Genomic DNA, 17,175 nt, shown 5'->3' with positions numbered 1-17,175 from the left:
GTCCTTATGGTAAAATGATGGTTCAGAGCCCCTGACCGCACCCGACGAATAATATGATGGTGGATGGATAGAAGGCTTGCCACAAGGCGATCATGCGCGCACATCTTCGCCGCTTTATTCACCCATATTACGCTCATGGTGTTTGATCGCGGCATTTATATCTTCGTAATACGTCAACTTGCCATTTTCCAGAACGACACCAACCTGACAAAGATCGCGCACCATTCCCATGGAGTGACTGACGACAAAAGCACCTGCAGTTTTCATGCGCGCTTTAAAAAGAGACGAACTTTTTGATTTGAACGCAGCGTCGCCCACCGAGGTGACCTCGTCTACCAGATAGGTGTCGAAGGGAATGCCCATGGACACGCCAAATGCCAAGCGTGAGCGCATGCCTGAGGAATACGTGCGGAAAGGCAAATGAAAATGCCCGCCCAGCTCGGCGAAATCTTCCACGAAATCAACGAGTTCGTCGGTGTCCACTCCATAAATCCGGGCAACAAAGCGGATATTCTGCACACCGCTAAGCTCTGGGTGAAATGAGCCCGCAAAGCCCACTGGCCAAGAGATACTGCCGGTTGACACTATCCGCCCCGAGGTTGGGGCCTCGGTGCCCGCAATCATCTGCAACAGGGTGGACTTTCCCGCGCCATTACGTCCCAGCAATGCCACCGACAGACCGGATGCAAAGGTCAGGTTGACATTTTTCATCACGACTTTGCTCTGGCCTTCCAGAGTGAATATCTTGGTAAGGTTTTCAAGCCGGATCATGGATAAGCTCGGCTAGCGCCGGTCTTTCAGCGAATACGCAATCAAGGTGGTGATCGACCACATCAACAGAACAAACAGCGCCAGAAGGCCCAGCATCGACAAACGCTCGGGGAAGCGCGAGATCTCGGCCTTGGTCGGCATGACATGCGCTGCCAGATAGCGACTGGTGCGCTGGCTTTCCGCCTTGGCGGTGTCATAGGTGGCCAAGGTGGCCACATAGGCACGTTCGGCAAACTCCCGGTCTACCGCAAGGCGTTCATAATCGCTGGCCAGTGCTGCGTAATCTTTCTGACCTACGCCAAGATCATCGCCGACCTTGGCACGCTCTGCGGCGATGCGGGTTTCAATCACTTCCACGCGACGTTTGGCCTGCGCCAGACGTGGATCGCCTGCAGGCATGTCGCCCAAAAGATCAATTTCGATCTGCGCCGAGGCCAGTTGGTTTTCCAGCGAGGCAACCAATCCAGCTTGTGCTTGGAAATCTGTGGTGGGATCAACGATCTGGTTTTTGACGCGGAAAGCGGTGATCGCCTCACGCGCACTGCGCAGTCTATCCTCGGCTTCAGCCAGTTCTTCGCGCGAAAACTTCACCGCATCTTCGCGGGCCGCGGCGCCCAGATCGTTGATCATGCGGGCACTTTCGTCAAGCACAGCTTGGGCGATCAGGGTCGCATCATTGGGATCAAACGCCAGAACCCGCACCTCAATCAGCCCGGTAGAGCTATCATAAGAGGTGCGCACCATGCTCTGCCAATAATCCAGCAGGTCTTCGACCGAGCCGTCAGGATCAAAGGCAAAATACGGGTCGCTTTGTGGCTTAGACCAGATCGCGCGCAGGTTAAGCTTGGCATCCATTTCGGCCACCAGCTTTTGGCTGCGCAGATATTCATACAGAATATCAGTATCTGAAGATGACGATTTTGTAAGTCCGCTCAATCCGCCGAGCATGTCCATAGCGGAACTTGCGTCTTCGCGGCGCACCGAAAAGCCCACCGTCGAGGCATATTGGTCAGCAGCCTTGCCCCAGAGATAAGCCGCAGCGACCAAAATCGGAAGCAAAACAACCAACACGAATGAGGCGATCAAAAGCCTGTGGCGGGTATGTATGCGCGCCATCTTCGCAACAGGGCGGATAAAGCTTGAATTCACCAAGCCGACGGCTTTTGGCGGTGCCGGGCGTGCAGAAACCGCCGGTGCCGCACGATCCGAACGAACCGCAGCCAGTTTTGAGGTTCCGGCAACGCCCGTGATATGCGCGCCGGGCGGTGCGGGGATAACCGTGGGTGTAGGCTTCACCGCAGATAACACCGGTTTGCCATCTGCGGGGGGCAACGCTGTCTGCGGTTTGACAGGGTTAGAATCAGCCGAAGCATTGGACGAGGAAGACACGGGGCCTCACGGAATGATTTGTTTCCTTGAGCTTGTTCTTACATTATTGCAGTCCAAAAGCCCAGAACCGATCTGTCCTACTTCAGAATTCGAAGGCCTTGTTGATATGACTACCACATTTCTTCCGCAAAAACGACCTGTCTTGCCAAGATATCGGCGGCGGATTTTCGCCAGTTTCCGCACTATCACCGCTTTGGTGCTGCGGGAAATGGCCACCACCTATGGCCGCTCACCGGGCGGTTATCTTTGGGCAGTGTTAGAGCCGGTGGCAGGGGTAATGTTGTTGTCCTTGGTGTTTTCACTGGCGTTGCGACATCCTTCACTTGGTACCAATTTTCAACTTTTTTATGCCACCGGCATCATTCCATTGGGCATTTTCACTACGGTCTCAAACCGGATCGCACAATCAGTGACGTTTTCCCGCCCGCTGCTGACCTATCCCAGCGTGACGTTTATTGATGCTATTTTGGCGCGCTTCATTTTGAATATGCTGACCCAGATCATGGTCGCATACCTGATCTTTGGGGGGATTTTGCTGATCTATGACACTAAGGTGATCATCAAACTGCCCGCGGTTGCCGCGGCTTTGGCACTTTCAGGCGGGCTGGCTTTGGGGATTGGAACGCTGAACTGCTTTTTGTTCACCCGATTTCCGCTTTGGTCGCAGATCTGGAGCATCCTGATGAAGCCAATTTTTATGATCTCTTGTGTCTTCATGGTTTTTGACGATCTGCCAAATTGGGTACGGGACATACTTTGGTATAATCCTATCGTCCATCTGGTTGGCCTGATGCGTTATGGGTTTTATTCCAGCTATCACGCAAATTATGTCTCGGTTACCTATGTGCTGGTGATTAGTGCCGTCTGCATGGCATTGGGGCTGATGCTGTTGCGCAAGCACCAATATTCTCTGTTGAATCGCTAAGGCAGCGCGCAGTGTATCTGTCCACGGATGACGCGGCCCCAAAAGTCAGCGTGGTGATGCCTGTCTACAATGCGGCGGCATTGCTGCCGACGACAGTGGCCTCGGTTCAAGCGCAAAGTTTTGCCGATTGGGAACTGATTGCCGTTGATGACGGATCAACCGACGCTTCGGCGCAGTTGCTGGCCGAAGTTGCAGCGGCTGATCTGCGGATACGGGTGTTAAAGACTCCCGGCAATCGGGGTGCGGGTGTTGCGCGCAATCTGGCGATGGATATTGCACGCGGCCGCTTCGTCGCTTTTCTGGATGCTGACGATCTTTGGCACCCCGAAAAACTGGTGCGGCATTTGGAATGGCTTCAGGCGCATCCGGCCGGCCTAAGCTACACCGCTTATCAGCGCCAAAGCACGCCTGACGCAGCTTTGGTCGCGAAGGGTGTGGGCGTGCCCTCTCGTGTAACCTACCGCCAATTGCTGGTTACCAATGTCATCGGCTGCTCGACCGCAATCATCGACCGGGCAATCATTGGTGAGATGCGGATGCCCGATTTGCGCCTCAGGCAGGATTTCGCCTTTTGGCTTGCTATTTTGCGCCAGCACGGCCCGGCCTGCGGGTTGCCTGTGGCCCTGACAACCTACCGAGTTCACGCCGGACAAGTCTCGGGGGATAAGGCCCGCGCAGCACGAGCGACTTGGGCAATGTATCGGCACCATCTGCAGCTTTCCGTGCCGAAGGCGGGCTGGCTTTTCGCCAATTATGCCTTGCGGGGCTTTATGCGCCACCACATCCCTCGGCTAGCGCGCACTTTGGGATGGCTGCAACAGCCTGCCGAAATGCCGCCCACATTCTGAGATGATCCAAAAAGCGTGCGAGGTGACGTGGTCAGTCTTCCATCTTGCAGCTCGTATTATTCCGTTTTTGCGACCGTTCGGAAACTAATAAGATAATCTGAGCTCTCATTGTTTCCGAAACTTAAAACTGGCTCTCTCTCCAGTTGCAAATTGCAAATTATGGCAAATTTTTGTCGTGAATGCAGCCAAATCTTGTATGGTCCGGCAGGGCGATCGCTGCTTTGATCAATTTTTTTTTGCGATGTCCTTTATGAGGAATATGAAATGAAACTTTCTAAATTGTCGATTTTTGCAAGTGCTTATGCCGCAGCGCTTGTGCTTTCGTTGGCACCTCTCTCTGCTGCGACAGTCGACTTCGCTGCGGGCACCGCAGCAGGCGGTACTGTGGCGGGTGGGCCGAGCTACACGACTTCAGCCCTGGCTACAGGAATTCTGAACGGCGGCGGCGCTGTCGTCACCAAAACCGTGAATGGCCTAGGCGTGAATGGCATGCCGGATTCCAATCCAAACCAGATTGACGGGTCTCCTATCGGAAGCGCGGAAACTCTGACGATCACTTTCAGCTGGGCCGTCAAACTGCTCAGCATTTCTATGGGTCTGATCGACTCCAACGACGATATGGAATGGTCTGTCAATAACGGCAGCTGGACGACCGTTGGCTCGACCATTCCAGCCTCAATTCTTATTGGTCTGAACAACGTGACGTCGTTCAGCGTTCGGGCAAAGGGCACTTTCTGGCAAGACGGCTTCATTTTGGGCAATGATGATTTCACTTTGAAATCGGCTAACATTTCCCCGGTGCCATTGCCTGCGGCTGGACTTTTGCTGGTGGCAGGACTCGGCGGCTTGGCGGCACTGCGCCGCAAACGCAAAGCCGCCTAAGCGAGCGGTTTGAATGGCGAGAGGGCGGTCTTTTGGCCGCCCTTTTGGTTAAGCGTGCAGCCTTTGGTTAAGAGAATGTGACTGGTGGTAAGGGTTCGAAGTCTCGTCAACGCTTGATTTTCAGACTATACAAGACTTGTTGCGTCTCTTTTCTTTAACGGTATCGTAGAAGTTGCTGTGGCGTCACCTTAATCCGATAGGCCCCCAACTCGATAGGCTCCATGACATTTTCTTCCACTTCCCCGCGCAGCCTTAGTTTGAACCCGCTTGGGCTTGCTTGGTTTGCACTGCTTATTGTCTCGGCAATCCCGATGTTCTGGCTGGGGTTCACCTCGCTTGCAGCCGCATGGGTCACACCGGAATATAGCCAAGGCCCCATTATTCCGCTGATCTCGCTGTATCTATTCCTACGGGAATTGCGCCACAACCCGCCTGCCCCGCCCGGCACGCCGGTCAATCGGATACCCGGGATTCTGGTCATTTTTTTTGCGCTGACCTTCGCCATTTTGGGCAATCTGGTGCGCATCCCTGACGTGGTGACCTATGCCTTTATCATCTGGGTGATGGGGGTGGTTTTGGTGAGCTTTGGCTGGGCAAAAGGCCGCAGCCATTGGGCACCGGTTTTGCATCTGATCTTCATGCTGCCCTTGCCGCAATTTGTGTTCTGGCACATGACCATCACATTGCAGCTGATCTCGTCCAACCTTGGCGTCTGGTTTGTGCGCCTGATGGGCGTGCCGGTGTTTTTGGAAGGCAATGTCATTGATCTTGGCGTTTACAAGCTGCAAGTCGCCGAGGCTTGTTCCGGGCTGCGCTATCTATTTCCGATCCTGTCGTTTTCCTATCTGTTCGGCATCTTGTATCGCGGGCCGTTCTGGCACAAGGCGGTGCTGTTCCTGATGGCGGCCCCGTTGACGGTGTTTATGAATTCGCTGCGCATTGGCGTGATCGGTGTTCTGGTCAACAGCTATGGCATCGAGCAGGCCGAGGGCTTTTTGCACTTTTTCGAAGGCTGGGTGATCTTTGGTGCCTGCATCATCATTCTGTTCATCGTGGCCATTGGATTGCAGCGGCTGACCCCTAACCCCCTGCCCTTCCGCGATACCATTGATTTGGATTTTGAGGGCTTTGGCGCGCAAGCAAAACGGCTTGGCTCCATCGGCACCTCACGTGGCATGATTATTGCCGCACTGCTGACCACCGTCATCGCCACGGCCTTTGTGCTGACACCGCCGCGCGCCATTGTAGATCCGCCGCGGGATGGGTTCTCTTTGTTTCCTCGTGATATTGGTGCGTGGTCGGGCAGCGTCTCTGCCCTTGATCCCGATACTGAACGCGTGCTGGGTGCCACCGATTACATCAACGCCACCTATGCCACCTCTGGCGAAGCGGCTTACGTCAATTTCTTTTCGGCTTGGTATAAAAAGCAGACGGAGGGGTCTGGCATCCATTCGCCCGCTGTCTGCCTGCCTGTTGGCGGCTGGGAGGTGTTCTCGATTGACCCCACCCCGATCAGCATCCCCGGCACGGTTTATGGTGATTTCACAGTGAATCGCGCGGTGATCCAGAAGGGGCTGACCAAGCAACTGGTCTATTACTGGTTCGAACAGCGCGGCAAGCGGATGACCAATGATTACCTTGCCAAGGTCAGCGTGGTTCTGGACAGCCTGACCATGGGGCGCAGTGATGGCGCGATGGTTCGCTTTGTGACGCCCATTTTGGACGACGAAACCGAAGCCGAGGCTGATGCCCGCATGCAGCGCTTCATGGCAGTGATATTGCAGAAATTGCCGCGGTTTGTGCCAGAATAGCAGCGTCTCCCATCGGGAAGGGGACTTCGCGGCACGGGATTGACCAGGGAGCCGATCAATAAAAAGGGGCGGCCAATGCGCCGCCCCCTTTGTCATTAAAATAATCAGTCAGATTGCTTTGCGCTTGCGGCGGAGCGCGGCAAGGCCACCGAGGCCCGCAATCATCAGCCAGCCTGCAGCAGGCAGCGGAACAGCTGCAGGAGTGCCAATGTCATCAACGCGCACGTTGCCTTTTCCACTGTTGGTGAACGTCACCCATTCGACATCTGTGAACAAGGCATTGCCCAACAAGTTGTAAAAGTTGCCGTCGTTATTTTTCCCATAGACAGCTTCTGTCAAAACGACGCTACCGCCTTTAGAGCTGTTGACGGTAAGCTCTGCCGGAGACGCGCCAAGCAACTTGAACCAAAAGGATGTTACGGTGAACACGCCCCAAGCGTTTCGCTCGTCAGCGTGGAAATCTCTGTTTTGTTCAATGCCATGCAAGGTGCACCAGAGGTACTGATGTTACAATTGCCGGATTGAATGCGCGCATCGTCGAACATAAGGCCATCTTCGGTATAACCGATGCTGTCGCCACCATTCGCCCCAGTGAAAGAAATAGTGGCCGCACTCGCTGGAAGTACAAAAGTACCAGCCAAAAGTGCTGCTACCAATCCGTTCTTGAAATTCATCTGACCCTCCTTCTCTTAACCCAGCCGCAGCGGACCAAGATTTACAAAAGTTGTTGTCTTAATTTACGCCATCCCCACCATAAAAAGAACACTTTTTCGACATATTTCAATTTTTACACGCTCTGCGGGAAAATCACAGCGCTTACCCAATCAATATTGCCGGATTCGTCCGTAATGTTTACTTAACGGAAACATTGGCGAGTCTGAAATAACAAACTTAGGTATCGACCTTGGGGCGCGTCGCTCTTTTTGGGCGAATCAGTGAGCGCTCGTCAATTTCTTGCATTAATCTCTGCGTCAAAGCTCGTTTGGCATCTGCCGCTGACTTTATGTGTTAAACCATCCAAGCGCACAGCTTGCAGTGTCGACGTGGATTGTTCACCAATGGGTTATGACACCCCCTGCCCCACCCCCCGGCTCCGCCAAGCCACGCCGCGGACAAATTGTGCTGATCGCGCTGATCTTGGCTTGTATGCTCCCCGAGATTATCCTGCTTGCGGCCGACTTCGGTTTGATGGGCTCGCCACGCTGGCGGCCGTTGGCTTATCAGTATGGCGCATTTTGGGCTGGGCTTCTGCATGGCTGGCGGCCGAACTTTGCCGCCCAACCCATTACCATGTTTTTGACCCACGCGTTTTTGCACACCGGGCCACTGCATCTGATCGGCAATATGCTGGCTTTGGCGGCGTTGGGGCAAGCGATCCTTGAGCGGCACGGCGCCGGGCGGTTTCTTCTGGTCTACATCGCCGCAGCTCTTGGTGGCGGGGCAGCTTTTGGGCTGCTGTCCTATAGCGCAGTGCCGATGGTCGGTGCCTCGGGTGCGATTTTCGGGCTGGCTGGGGCGCAACTGGTCTGGCGCTGGCAAGATCAGCTGGCAGCTGGTTTACGTCGCCTTCAAAGTCTTGCCGAGCTTTGTGGCGGTATGGTGGGACTCGTGGTGATCAATTTGCTGATGTGGTGGATTCAAGGCGGTCTAGTGGCATGGCAGACTCATCTGGGCGGCACGCTGATAGGAGCGATCGTGGCAGCGCTTCGGCCAGTTCAGCGGCCCATTTTGGCAAATATCCGATCATAAGCTGCGCGCAACTGCGGGGCCGAATGATCCCACGACAGCTGCTCTAACATCCGCGCTCGCCCGATTTTGCCAAGGCGTTTTTGCTCTGCCGGATTGTCGATTAACTGAGCGATTTTCGCGGCGAAATCTTCAAAGTCGTTGGGCTTAGCGTAAAGCGATGCGTCTGCTGCCGATGCCCTGCCCTCGGTCAGATCAAATTGCACGGTGGGCTTTTCAAGGGTCATGTATTCCATGACCTTGTTCATCGTCGAGATGTCGTTCATCGGGTTTTTCGGGTCGGGGGAAAGCCCGATGTCAATGCTGTTTAACACCGCGAGCATGTCTTCGCCATAAAGCGCGCCCGCAAAGGTGAAATATTGTCCCAAGCCGCGCGCCTGCACATCACGCTCTACTTCGGGGAGTTGCGGGCCAAAACCTACAATTATGAAGTGGACGCTGCTATAACCCAACGTGCGGATCAAATGATCGGCAGCCGCAACCAAGAGGTCCATACCCTCTTGTTGGCCAATTACACCAACATATCCCAACACCGTTTCAGCCCCCTTGCGATGCACAAGGTCGGCAGGACCGGGTAGAAACAGATGCGTTTTAGGCGCAGAACGGACAACGAAAACATCTTGCGAGTTCATCCGTCCACGTCGCAGGGCGATAGTGCGAAAACTTTCGTTGGTCGCGATAGACACCGATGCGGTTGCAAAAGTCATACGCTCCCAGATCAGCATGACGCGGTAAAGCAGGCCGCGCTTTGCGAACTTTGCCTCGAACAATTCCGGGCAAACGTCGTGGTGATCGAACATATACCTCACGCCCCAAAGACGATACCACAAGGCCAAAACGAAGATCAGGTCGGGGGGGTTGCAGCCTTGAATCACGTCGAACCCGCGTTCGCGCCAGATTATGCGCGCCAGCTTAAACCAGTGCCACAGCGCATGACTATATTCGCGCGCGTAAGCTACCGCACCGGAATGCGCTTCTGGCGGTTCTGAATGACGATAGATATGCACGCCATCGCGCAACTCATAAGGCGCCGTCCATCCGCGCCCCATCGGGCTAATAACTGAAACTTGATAACCGGCCTCAACCAAAGTCGTGGCTTCCGACCACACCCGACGGTCCAGCGGAACCGGCAAGTTTTCTACCACAATGACGATGCGGCGGGCAGGGCTAAACGTCATAATCAATCCTTGCGGTCAGGCGCACCAAAGTCCCTTGCCCAATACTTACAGTCCAATAGGACAATAAAACGGCCGGGATTCTCAAAAAAATGAATAAGCATACTCTGCCGGTACCTATCAAGATTCATTAGCCAACATTTTCAAATTACAACGAAAAGATGCCGAAGAGGTTGCTTGCAAAATGCGAAATAGCGTTTTTTGCCATCTTGAGACAGCAGCAGAATGTTTCGCGCGCGAAACATTCACTGGGTTTTCAACCATTGTTCCAAGTGTTCCAAAAACTCTGCGCTAACATTTGGGCCTGACAGAATGAGCGTTGGATTACGCCGATCACCGTCAGTTTTCAGGAACACTCCGGGGCGCAGCTCTTGCACCGTTGCGGAAGTGGATTGTGGTACAGCAGCAGGCTTTGTAGGCGAGTTGCGCTGAGAAATAGTCTCTGTCCGAGCAGTTAGAGTCTTTTCGGTCAGCTGAGCTAAGTGGTGTAATTCATCTTCTGCGGTCTTTGGTGGATGAGCCTGCAAAAATTGAGCAACGGTTTCAGCGCGGCCCGGATCGTCACTTAAGCTTTTGGATAACGTCAACCCGAGCCGCTCTGGTAACGCCGAGGGGAAGCGCAGGACATCGCCAAGTCTGCGGTAAATCTCAAGAAAAGAGCCTATCTTTGACCTTTTGGCGCGGCTGGCGGTAGCGAACAGCTTTTGCAGAGCCTCACGATCAGAGCCAAAAACCCCTTGCTCGACGGCTTTGGCAGCAATGCGGGCGCGCTCAAAATACGACAGGCCCAAACGAATTTCGTTTTCCTCAACCATCGCTATGTAGGCATCGCCGGCGGTGTCTGGATGCCGTAGAAGGGCCAGCACAGAGCCGAAATTGGCATCGCCAGTCTGCTCTTGAAGCTGGGCCAACGCAGTGATGCGACGCCAACCTGAGATCAGGCCATAGCGACCGGGGGCAATTTCAGTCACCTCAATCGGGCTGCGCTGACCATGGCTGCGCAGACTATCCATCAAAGCCTGCATCTCTTCTTGATCTGCGCCGATGCGGTCGCGCACCAGATAGCCCATATCAATCGTTGAGAGCGGCAGGCGGTGCAGTAATCGGCCTTCGCTGCGCGCCGAGGCGAGAGCGGCGGAAACCTCGGCCAAGGCCGCTGTAGCACTGGCATCACCCGCAACTTGGGCAATCGGGGGCGGGCTGATGCCCGGGCGCAGGTAGGCTTTGGTTTCCAGCGGCAGAGGCGTCGTGGTGTAATCGGGCTGCGCCGGGGTCAATCTTTTGCGTTTTGCCATGTTCTAGTTCTTTCAGTGCGATGACAAATGTTTCGCGCGCGAAACACCTCAGCCTTCCTGCATGGCGCGTTCATCACGTCGCCAGATGCCCAGCAGAAGCTGCTTGAAGCTGGCATAGGTGGCATCAAAGGTTTCGCGGCCACGGATATAGGTGTCTCGGTTGAAATCTCGGTAGTCCGCCTCGTAGATCCCGTTAACCTGTTCGCCTGCCTGCCCGATCAGCGCCGTGAAATCTTGCCGTTGCGGTGCCATGGTGCGGCCCAGATAAGCCTGCATGAGCGCCGCAAGTTCGGATTGCTGGCTGCCGTCGTAGCGGGTGACGATGGTGCGTACCGCGTCCCATTCAAAGGCAAGCTCTGGCCGCCCAAGCGCACGCGCCGCGATATTCTCGCCGTCTTCGATTGAGCGGAAGGTAGAATGCAGCATGTCAAAGAAGCGGCCAGTTGAGTCAAACTCCAGAAAGGATGCGCCAACCGGAACCAGCAAGATATCGGCCGCAGCAAGACCATTGATAGTCAGATAGCCGAGGGCAGGGGGAGTGTCGAAGAAAATCAGGTCGTAGCGATCAAGCAACCCTGCTTCTGACAGACTTTCGCTGAGTGCATCCCAAAGCTTCCAGCCGCGTGCTGCCATCCGCCAAACCGGAATTTGAAATTCTGACCAGTAGAGATTAAGCTGGCTGCCGATCAGATCAATGTTTGGCCAATGCGTTGATTGGATCACATCCGTGGCTGAGATCTTCAGCGCCTCGACCAATGTATCGTCGAGGGCTGCAGGCGCCTCACCACGGGCGACACGAGCGCGGTTGTCCGATTGCAGGTGGTTGGCATAATGCCGTGCGATCAGCGGAAATACAGTTTGCCATTCATCCGCCACCTTCCCGCCGAAGATAGAGGTCATCGAGCCTTGGCTATCGAGATCTACCACCAGTACCCGATAGCCATCCAGTGCCGCCGACATCGCCAGATGTGCACAAGTTGATGTCTTGCCAACGCCGCCTTTGAAGTTGGCTACGGCCACCATCTTGGCTGGCAGGCCCTTGGGTCGATATGGAAGATAGTCTTTCGATTTACGCCCCTCGGCGGCAAAGAAGACGCGTAGGCGCAGCACCTCTTCCAAGGTGAACCATTTGGCACCGGCTTCGGATTCGGATTGTCCTTGCGGCAGGTCTGGGTTGGCTTTCAGCACGCGGCGAAAATGGGCTTGAGCAACGGGGATCAGATAACGAGTGATTTCCCAAGTTGAAAACAGACGCAACCGTTTGCGGCCTTCATCCCCCAAGCCGCGCGACGCCAGATCATCGCGACCCCGCCCACAGGCAGAAGCAATTTCAGCGAGCTGATCGGTGCCGACCGCAGGGGTCAGTTGATCCAGTGAGGCATCTGGAGAAAGGTTGAAATAGGGCGGAAGATCCGTCACTGATTCTTTGGACATAACTACCCCATATGCCGTGTTTTTAGGAATATACGCCAAAACACAGCATATGGGAACATAATGCGCACATATTGGCAAAATTTCTATTTTCTGAGCAATATCAATACATTACGGATCTTGGTGTTTGGGCGTCTAAAAGCGTTCCAGTTTTTCCGGTTTGCTCATCCTATGTTATGTATGAGTTATTTTATAGTTACAGGTCCAGCAATTTTTTATAATGCGTTGATTATAAAAGAAAAAACGGCAAATTTTTTTACATGGGTGACTCTGAACCCACGATAGGACGACTCTGAAGCCACGTCGCAGTGACTCTGAACCCACGTTAGCTTGAACAGTTTCCTCGACCTGTGTGGCTGCTTGCTCTAGGTTCAGGGTGTTACTGAAACCACGAAGTTCCGCAGCAGTCTGAACAGGTGGTGAGGCGAGGCAGGGCAGGCATGGCTACACATTCTTTGGCACGTAGTGCGGGGCGTTCGATTGCGGGTCTTTTGCCTGAACGTCATGGTGGGGATTTTTTCGTTTGTGATGTGTTAGACGCGCTGCCGAAGGATGATTTGGCCAGCATGGAACATCCAATTTTTTCTCTGGCAACACGTCCCGATCTGCGGGTGCTGAGTTATGCGCATAACAATGTAACGATCACGGTGGTGCCGTCGGTCCGCGGATTGGCTACGCTGTTTGACAAAGACATTCTGATCTATTGCATCAGTCAGTTGATGGCGGCGCAAAACGCCGGGCTGGTGATCAGTCGCACCCTGCATCTGACCGCGCACGATCTGCTGATGGCGACCAACCGCGAGTCATCGGGAGATGGTTATGCCCGGCTGCGCGAGGCGTTTGAACGGTTGGCAGGCACCCGGATCACCACCAATATCGTGACCGGGGGGTTGGAGGTGACCACTGGTTTCGGCTTGATCGAGGGCTGGCAGATTGTGCGCCACACCCGAGGCGGGCGCATGGTGCAGGTCTCGGTCACGCTGTCAGATTGGCTCTACCGGGCAGTGATGGCGAAATCTGTGCTAACGTTGAGCCGTGATTATTTCCGACTGCGCAAACCGCTGGAGCGGCGGATTTATGAATTGGCGCGTAAGCATTGTGGGCGGCAATCGGAGTGGCGGGTGTCGATTGAAACGCTGTCCAAAAAGTCAGGGTCTGCCAGTCCGCGCAGGGTGTTTCGTAAGATGATCCGCGATATGATCGTGGCAGATCATCTGCCAGAATACCGTCTGGCGGAAGAGCCGGGTGATATCTTGTGTGTAACGCGTCGTGATCAGGTGGTTCAGCCGGCGGCAGGTCCGGTGTTGCGCGGCCTTACCCTAGAGAAGGCGCGCAGTCTTGTCGGCTCTGGCTGGGACATTTATGCGCTTGAGGCGGAATGGCGCGATATTTGGATGCGCAGTGGCAGGCCATCTTTGCGCAGTCCAGATGCGGCGTTTCTGGGCTGGTTAAAAAAACGCGGGGGCTGACATGCGGTGCACGCTGTGGTCTGGGCAGGTTGGATGCTTCTTGCTGCTGTTTGCAGCGGGGCAGGGCAATGCGCAGCAGGCTCCACTGGCGGTTGGACGCATCAGCTATGGTGATACACTGGTGCCGGGGGCGGCGATCTGTACCGGTGCACTGGTGGCTCCCGATCTGGTGCTAACGGCGCGACATTGTGTGGAGCCTGCGTTGACGACGCCCGCAACCATTCGGTTTGCTGCAAACTTCAGCGAAGGGCACAGCTTAGCCGAACGGCGGGGCGCTGAGATGATCCTACCGCAGGCAGGGGTTACCGAGAACCGTGCGAATGATGTGGCGTTGCTGCGGCTGGAGGCGCCAATTGCGGTTGATGTGGTGGCGACATTGCCAATCGCCGATCCGGCTTTGGCACAATGGCTGGATGGCCTTAGTTTGATCGCTTATCGCAGGGATGCACCGGACCAGCCGCAACGTGGGGATGACTGTGAGCTTCTAACCACGCTCCCCGGCATTCTCGCCTTGTCTTGCCCGGTGGTATCGGGGAACTCCGGCGCACCAATTTTGGCTTGGGACGGCACTGAGTGGCAGATTGTGGCGGTAATGGTGGCCGCATCATCGGGCAGGCCGGTTCGATCGCTTGCAGCGACTATTCCGGCAGATCTGCTGGCTTGGATCACGTCGGCTGTGCAGCCTTAACTGAGGCAGCAGCTAAACTTGGCCGGCCTGAACACGTCCAGCATAAAGCAGGCGTTTTAGCGCTGCCAAACAGCCGAGCGACATGATCAGCAGCATACCGCCGGCAGGTAAAGGCACGGGGATGGGCGGAGTGATGCCGATTGCGATATCGTCGATGCCGAAGCCATCGTTATGTATGGTGTTCTGAAACAGGATGGAGGTGGCGCGGACTTTATGGGCAAAGACGATTGTCACCAAGCTGACCTCGCCGTTCATCCGCTGTCCGGCACTGGTGAAGTAGGTTATGCCATCGACAAGGATTGAAAAGGTGGAGCCGACATCTGCCGCATCGAAAATGTTGAAGACCAGCCTGTCAAACATTCTGTCCCCCGCCAGAGCAACATTCCATGCCATGTTCTGAACATCGTTGCTGTCCAGATGAAAGCTTCCACCCGCAGTCGTATTGGTGCGGCCATAGGTGTTTTGATCGCGCAAATATGCACCGACACCGTGGTTGGTCACCGGATTAAGCGGGCCACCGTTGGTCACGGTACCGCCAGAGCCTTGCGAGCCGGTCATCGAAAAATTACCGACGGTATTGGTGTCAAAACTTTGCTGGGCAATGTCGCTACCAGTGCCAGTCACAAATTCTCGGGCAGGGCCCTGATGTTCAAAATCTTCCATGCTAAGCACATGCGTTCCGAGCATTGCGTCTCGCGCTGCCCGGCCTGCTATGGGATAATCTGAGAAAGAAAAATGCTGAACGTCCAGCGACAAAACCGCAGCATTGCCCATTCCGGCAACACCCACCCCACTCGCCAGTGCAAGAAAGGAAAAAAGAACTGACATACGCATGAACGAATCCAAAAAAAACTGTCGTCCCCACGCCAGTGCCATAGTTCTGCCGCATTGTCTCTTCGGTTGCAAGCCCTAGAGAGGAAACGCTTTGTTTCTGATCTGAGCGCTGCCAATCCATGTTGGATAGATCATTGTCACTTCGTGCGCCGATCTGTAACATCAGCGCTCGTCGGGCGTAATTTTCTAGGTTACATGCTGTTTTTTTATGTAGATAGCAGTCGTGGTATCAAAACGGCAAACGTTTAAGTCTAATACATAGTAATTTAGTCTGCCAAAAACATAAAAGACCAGAAATTTATATTAAAGGGATAACTCATGATAGTTACTCTTGTTGCTACGGCGCTTTTATTTCCGTTGGTGACCTGCTGGCTGATGATTAAGGTAGGGTTTGCACCAGCACTGCCCAATGGACATCGCGTTGGGGCTATAGATGGCCTTCGGGGCTATCTTTCACTGCTGGTGGTTGTCCATCACTTCGCGGTGTGGCAGGTCTTTATCGACACCGGTATTTGGTCTGCGCCGGAAGATAACTTTCTCTCCAATGCAGGTAGCGGGGGAGTTGTGCTGTTTTTTATGGTGTCTGGCGCGCTCTTTTATTCGATCCTTGATCGGCAGCACGGCACCGTTGAGTGGGCACCGCTATATTTGTCTCGCTTGTTTCGGATTCTGCCTCTGATGTGGGCAGCCGTCATGGCACTCGTCATCATCGGAGTGATGCGGGGCGGTAGTTTAACTAGTGGCGACATTATGCCGCTTGCAAGATGGCTGTCGTTGCTTGGGACGCCAGCGATAATGGATGGGACTATTATGCGGAACGATATAGCCGGGGTCTTGTGGACTCTGCGTGTAGAGTGGTTATTTTATGTCAGCCTACCGGCCGTCGCCACTTTTCAAAAGATGGTGAAGGGGCCACATACCCGGGTATTTCTGCTGGTTATTTTTTGTTTGGCGCTGATGACGGTACGCGGATTGAATATTGGGCCGCGTCCACCAATGTTCTTCGCTTTGGGGGGCCTTGCCATTGAAATAATTAAAAACTCAGCATGGTCGACTGCGCTCCTAAGTACTCCAGCGACTTGGGTATCGTTAACATGTATGGCAATCGCGTTCTTAATGGTTCCTTACATATATTCACCTGTGGGCGGCGGCCTGCTGTTCATCGTATTTCTCACTGTCGTAGCAGGTAATGACCATTTTGGTGTTTTATCAACCAAGTTTAGTCGCATGCTCGGTGAAGTCAGCTATGGAATATACCTGCTGCACGGAATCGTTCTAACTGTGTTATTTCAAGATTTAGGGGCAGCCAGCTTGCCACCGTCTGAACGTTGGCTTTTGCTACCGTGCGTATCCATAGCCTTGGTGCTGATTGCCACGCTTTCCTTTGTGACAATTGAGCGGCCTTGGAACCGCCGCGGGAAAAACATTGGGCGGCGCTTTTCTCGTAAGTCGTCCGAGCCTAAGCATTTTGTTTCTTCCTAAAACGGAACTGTTCTGATCTCCGCAAACTGGACCGTTTGAATGTGGAGTTTTCCGCGACGTTTTCCTGGCTGGGAGAGGAACGGAATCGGATGAAGGCATCGAAGTTCACGGACGCGCAAAGGCGTTCATTATTAAGCAAGGCGAGGAAGGTACGCCGGTTGCGGAGATCTGCCGCAAGGCCGGGATCAGCCTGGCGACCTACTTCAACTGGAAGAAGAAGTAGGTCGGGTGTAAGCGCTGCGTCCGGGCCGTCGACTTAGCGGGTTGACGTTTTGTCGAAGGCCCATGGCAAGAGGTCGTCGTCTGTGACTTTGGGTGACCGTTGGTGATGGCTTCAAGTGTGGCCCGCAGATATGCGTATGGGTCGATGCTGTTCAATTTGCAGGTTTCGATCAGCGAGGCCATGCGCGCCCAAGTGTGGCCGCCCTC

The 17,175-nt window shown here is 54.4% G+C and carries 16 protein-coding genes and 2 pseudogenes; 9 read left to right on the top strand and 9 right to left on the bottom strand.

Annotated features, from left to right (window positions below; genetic code table 11):
• Positions 1 to 114: 114 nt before the first annotated feature.
• On the bottom strand, positions 115 to 771 hold the full coding sequence (locus tag JWS10_RS20885) for an ABC transporter ATP-binding protein (protein ID WP_299509860.1): 657 nt from the start codon (positions 769 to 771) through the stop codon (positions 115 to 117).
• 12 nt (positions 772 to 783) lie between these two features.
• Entirely contained in the window at positions 784 to 1,887 is a 1,104-nt protein-coding gene (locus tag JWS10_RS20880) for a sugar transporter (RefSeq protein ID WP_299509858.1), read from the bottom strand.
• On the opposite strand from JWS10_RS20880, the gene JWS10_RS20875 reads away from it, so the two are divergent.
• The 4 genes from JWS10_RS20875 to xrtD all read left to right on the top strand — a co-directional run bounded on the left by JWS10_RS20875 (position 1,877) and on the right by xrtD (position 6,626).
• Positions 1,877 to 3,085: an ABC transporter permease gene (locus JWS10_RS20875; protein ID WP_299509856.1), complete on the top strand. Its 1,209-nt coding sequence runs from the start codon at positions 1,877 to 1,879 to the stop codon at positions 3,083 to 3,085. The two genes, JWS10_RS20880 and JWS10_RS20875, sit on opposite strands and share 11 nt — an antisense overlap.
• A gap of 11 nt (positions 3,086 to 3,096) precedes the next feature.
• A complete protein-coding gene (locus JWS10_RS20870) occupies positions 3,097 to 3,933 on the top strand; it encodes a glycosyltransferase (protein ID WP_299509854.1) in 837 nt (278 codons plus the stop codon).
• Between the two features lie 264 nt (positions 3,934 to 4,197).
• Entirely contained in the window at positions 4,198 to 4,815 is a 618-nt protein-coding gene (locus JWS10_RS20865) for a VPLPA-CTERM sorting domain-containing protein (protein WP_299509852.1), read from the top strand.
• 221 nt (positions 4,816 to 5,036) lie between these two features.
• Entirely contained in the window at positions 5,037 to 6,626 is a 1,590-nt protein-coding gene (xrtD, locus tag JWS10_RS20860; protein ID WP_299509850.1) for a VPLPA-CTERM-specific exosortase XrtD, read from the top strand.
• A gap of 108 nt (positions 6,627 to 6,734) precedes the next feature.
• Here xrtD and JWS10_RS20855 read toward each other — a convergent pair whose 3' ends face one another.
• Positions 6,735 to 7,055, bottom strand: coding sequence for a VPLPA-CTERM sorting domain-containing protein (locus tag JWS10_RS20855; protein ID WP_299509848.1), 321 nt, complete (start codon positions 7,053 to 7,055; stop codon positions 6,735 to 6,737).
• Complete coding sequence (locus JWS10_RS20850; RefSeq protein ID WP_299509845.1) at positions 7,043 to 7,300, bottom strand: hypothetical protein; 258 nt, start codon at positions 7,298 to 7,300, stop codon at positions 7,043 to 7,045. Before JWS10_RS20850 ends, JWS10_RS20855 begins: the two co-directional genes overlap by 13 nt.
• 391 nt (positions 7,301 to 7,691) lie before the next feature.
• Here JWS10_RS20850 and JWS10_RS20845 point away from each other — a divergent pair, with 391 nt between their 5' ends.
• On the top strand, positions 7,692 to 8,375 hold the full coding sequence (locus JWS10_RS20845; RefSeq protein WP_299509843.1) for a rhomboid family intramembrane serine protease: 684 nt from the start codon (positions 7,692 to 7,694) through the stop codon (positions 8,373 to 8,375).
• Here JWS10_RS20845 and JWS10_RS20840 read toward each other — a convergent pair.
• The 3 genes from JWS10_RS20840 to JWS10_RS20830 form a co-directional block, all read right to left on the bottom strand.
• The gene (locus JWS10_RS20840) at positions 8,342 to 9,550 is read right to left on the bottom strand and encodes a glycosyltransferase family 4 protein (RefSeq protein WP_299509840.1); all 1,209 of its coding nucleotides are present in this window, start codon (positions 9,548 to 9,550) and stop codon (positions 8,342 to 8,344) included. The genes JWS10_RS20845 and JWS10_RS20840 overlap by 34 nt on opposite strands.
• Before the next feature lie 242 nt (positions 9,551 to 9,792).
• A complete protein-coding gene (locus JWS10_RS20835; RefSeq protein WP_299509838.1) occupies positions 9,793 to 10,842 on the bottom strand; it encodes a ParB N-terminal domain-containing protein in 1,050 nt (349 codons plus the stop codon).
• 48 nt (positions 10,843 to 10,890) lie between these two features.
• Positions 10,891 to 12,276 (bottom strand): AAA family ATPase, encoded by a 1,386-nt coding sequence (locus tag JWS10_RS20830; RefSeq protein WP_299509836.1) that lies wholly within the window; start codon positions 12,274 to 12,276, stop codon positions 10,891 to 10,893.
• A gap of 437 nt (positions 12,277 to 12,713) precedes the next feature.
• Here JWS10_RS20830 and JWS10_RS20825 point away from each other — a divergent pair, with 437 nt between their 5' ends.
• The gene (locus tag JWS10_RS20825; protein ID WP_299509834.1) at positions 12,714 to 13,742 is read left to right on the top strand and encodes a replication initiator protein A; all 1,029 of its coding nucleotides are present in this window, start codon (positions 12,714 to 12,716) and stop codon (positions 13,740 to 13,742) included.
• 1 nt (position 13,743) lies between these two features.
• Positions 13,744 to 14,430 (top strand): trypsin-like peptidase domain-containing protein, encoded by a 687-nt coding sequence (locus JWS10_RS20820; RefSeq protein WP_299509832.1) that lies wholly within the window; start codon positions 13,744 to 13,746, stop codon positions 14,428 to 14,430.
• A gap of 12 nt (positions 14,431 to 14,442) precedes the next feature.
• Here JWS10_RS20820 and JWS10_RS20815 read toward each other — a convergent pair whose 3' ends face one another.
• Complete coding sequence (locus tag JWS10_RS20815; RefSeq protein WP_299509830.1) at positions 14,443 to 15,264, bottom strand: VPLPA-CTERM sorting domain-containing protein; 822 nt, start codon at positions 15,262 to 15,264, stop codon at positions 14,443 to 14,445.
• Positions 15,265 to 15,582: 318 nt separating this feature from the next.
• Here JWS10_RS20815 and JWS10_RS20810 point away from each other — a divergent pair, with 318 nt between their 5' ends.
• Positions 15,583 to 16,746 carry an acyltransferase gene (locus tag JWS10_RS20810; protein ID WP_299509828.1) on the top strand — a complete coding sequence of 388 codons (1,164 nt, stop codon included), beginning with the start codon at positions 15,583 to 15,585 and terminating at the stop codon, positions 16,744 to 16,746.
• A gap of 89 nt (positions 16,747 to 16,835) precedes the next feature.
• A pseudogene (locus JWS10_RS20805) lies at positions 16,836 to 16,966 on the top strand (transposase); the annotation flags it as partial.
• Between the two features lie 36 nt (positions 16,967 to 17,002).
• Here JWS10_RS20805 and JWS10_RS20800 read toward each other — a convergent pair.
• Positions 17,003 to 17,175, bottom strand: a pseudogene (locus tag JWS10_RS20800) (transposase domain-containing protein); the annotation flags it as partial.

The sequence above is a fragment of the Cypionkella sp. genome (genome assembly GCF_028290025.1).
Classification (GTDB): Bacteria; Pseudomonadota; Alphaproteobacteria; order Rhodobacterales; family Rhodobacteraceae; genus Cypionkella.
This window is presented reverse-complemented; position numbering and strand designations above follow the sequence as displayed.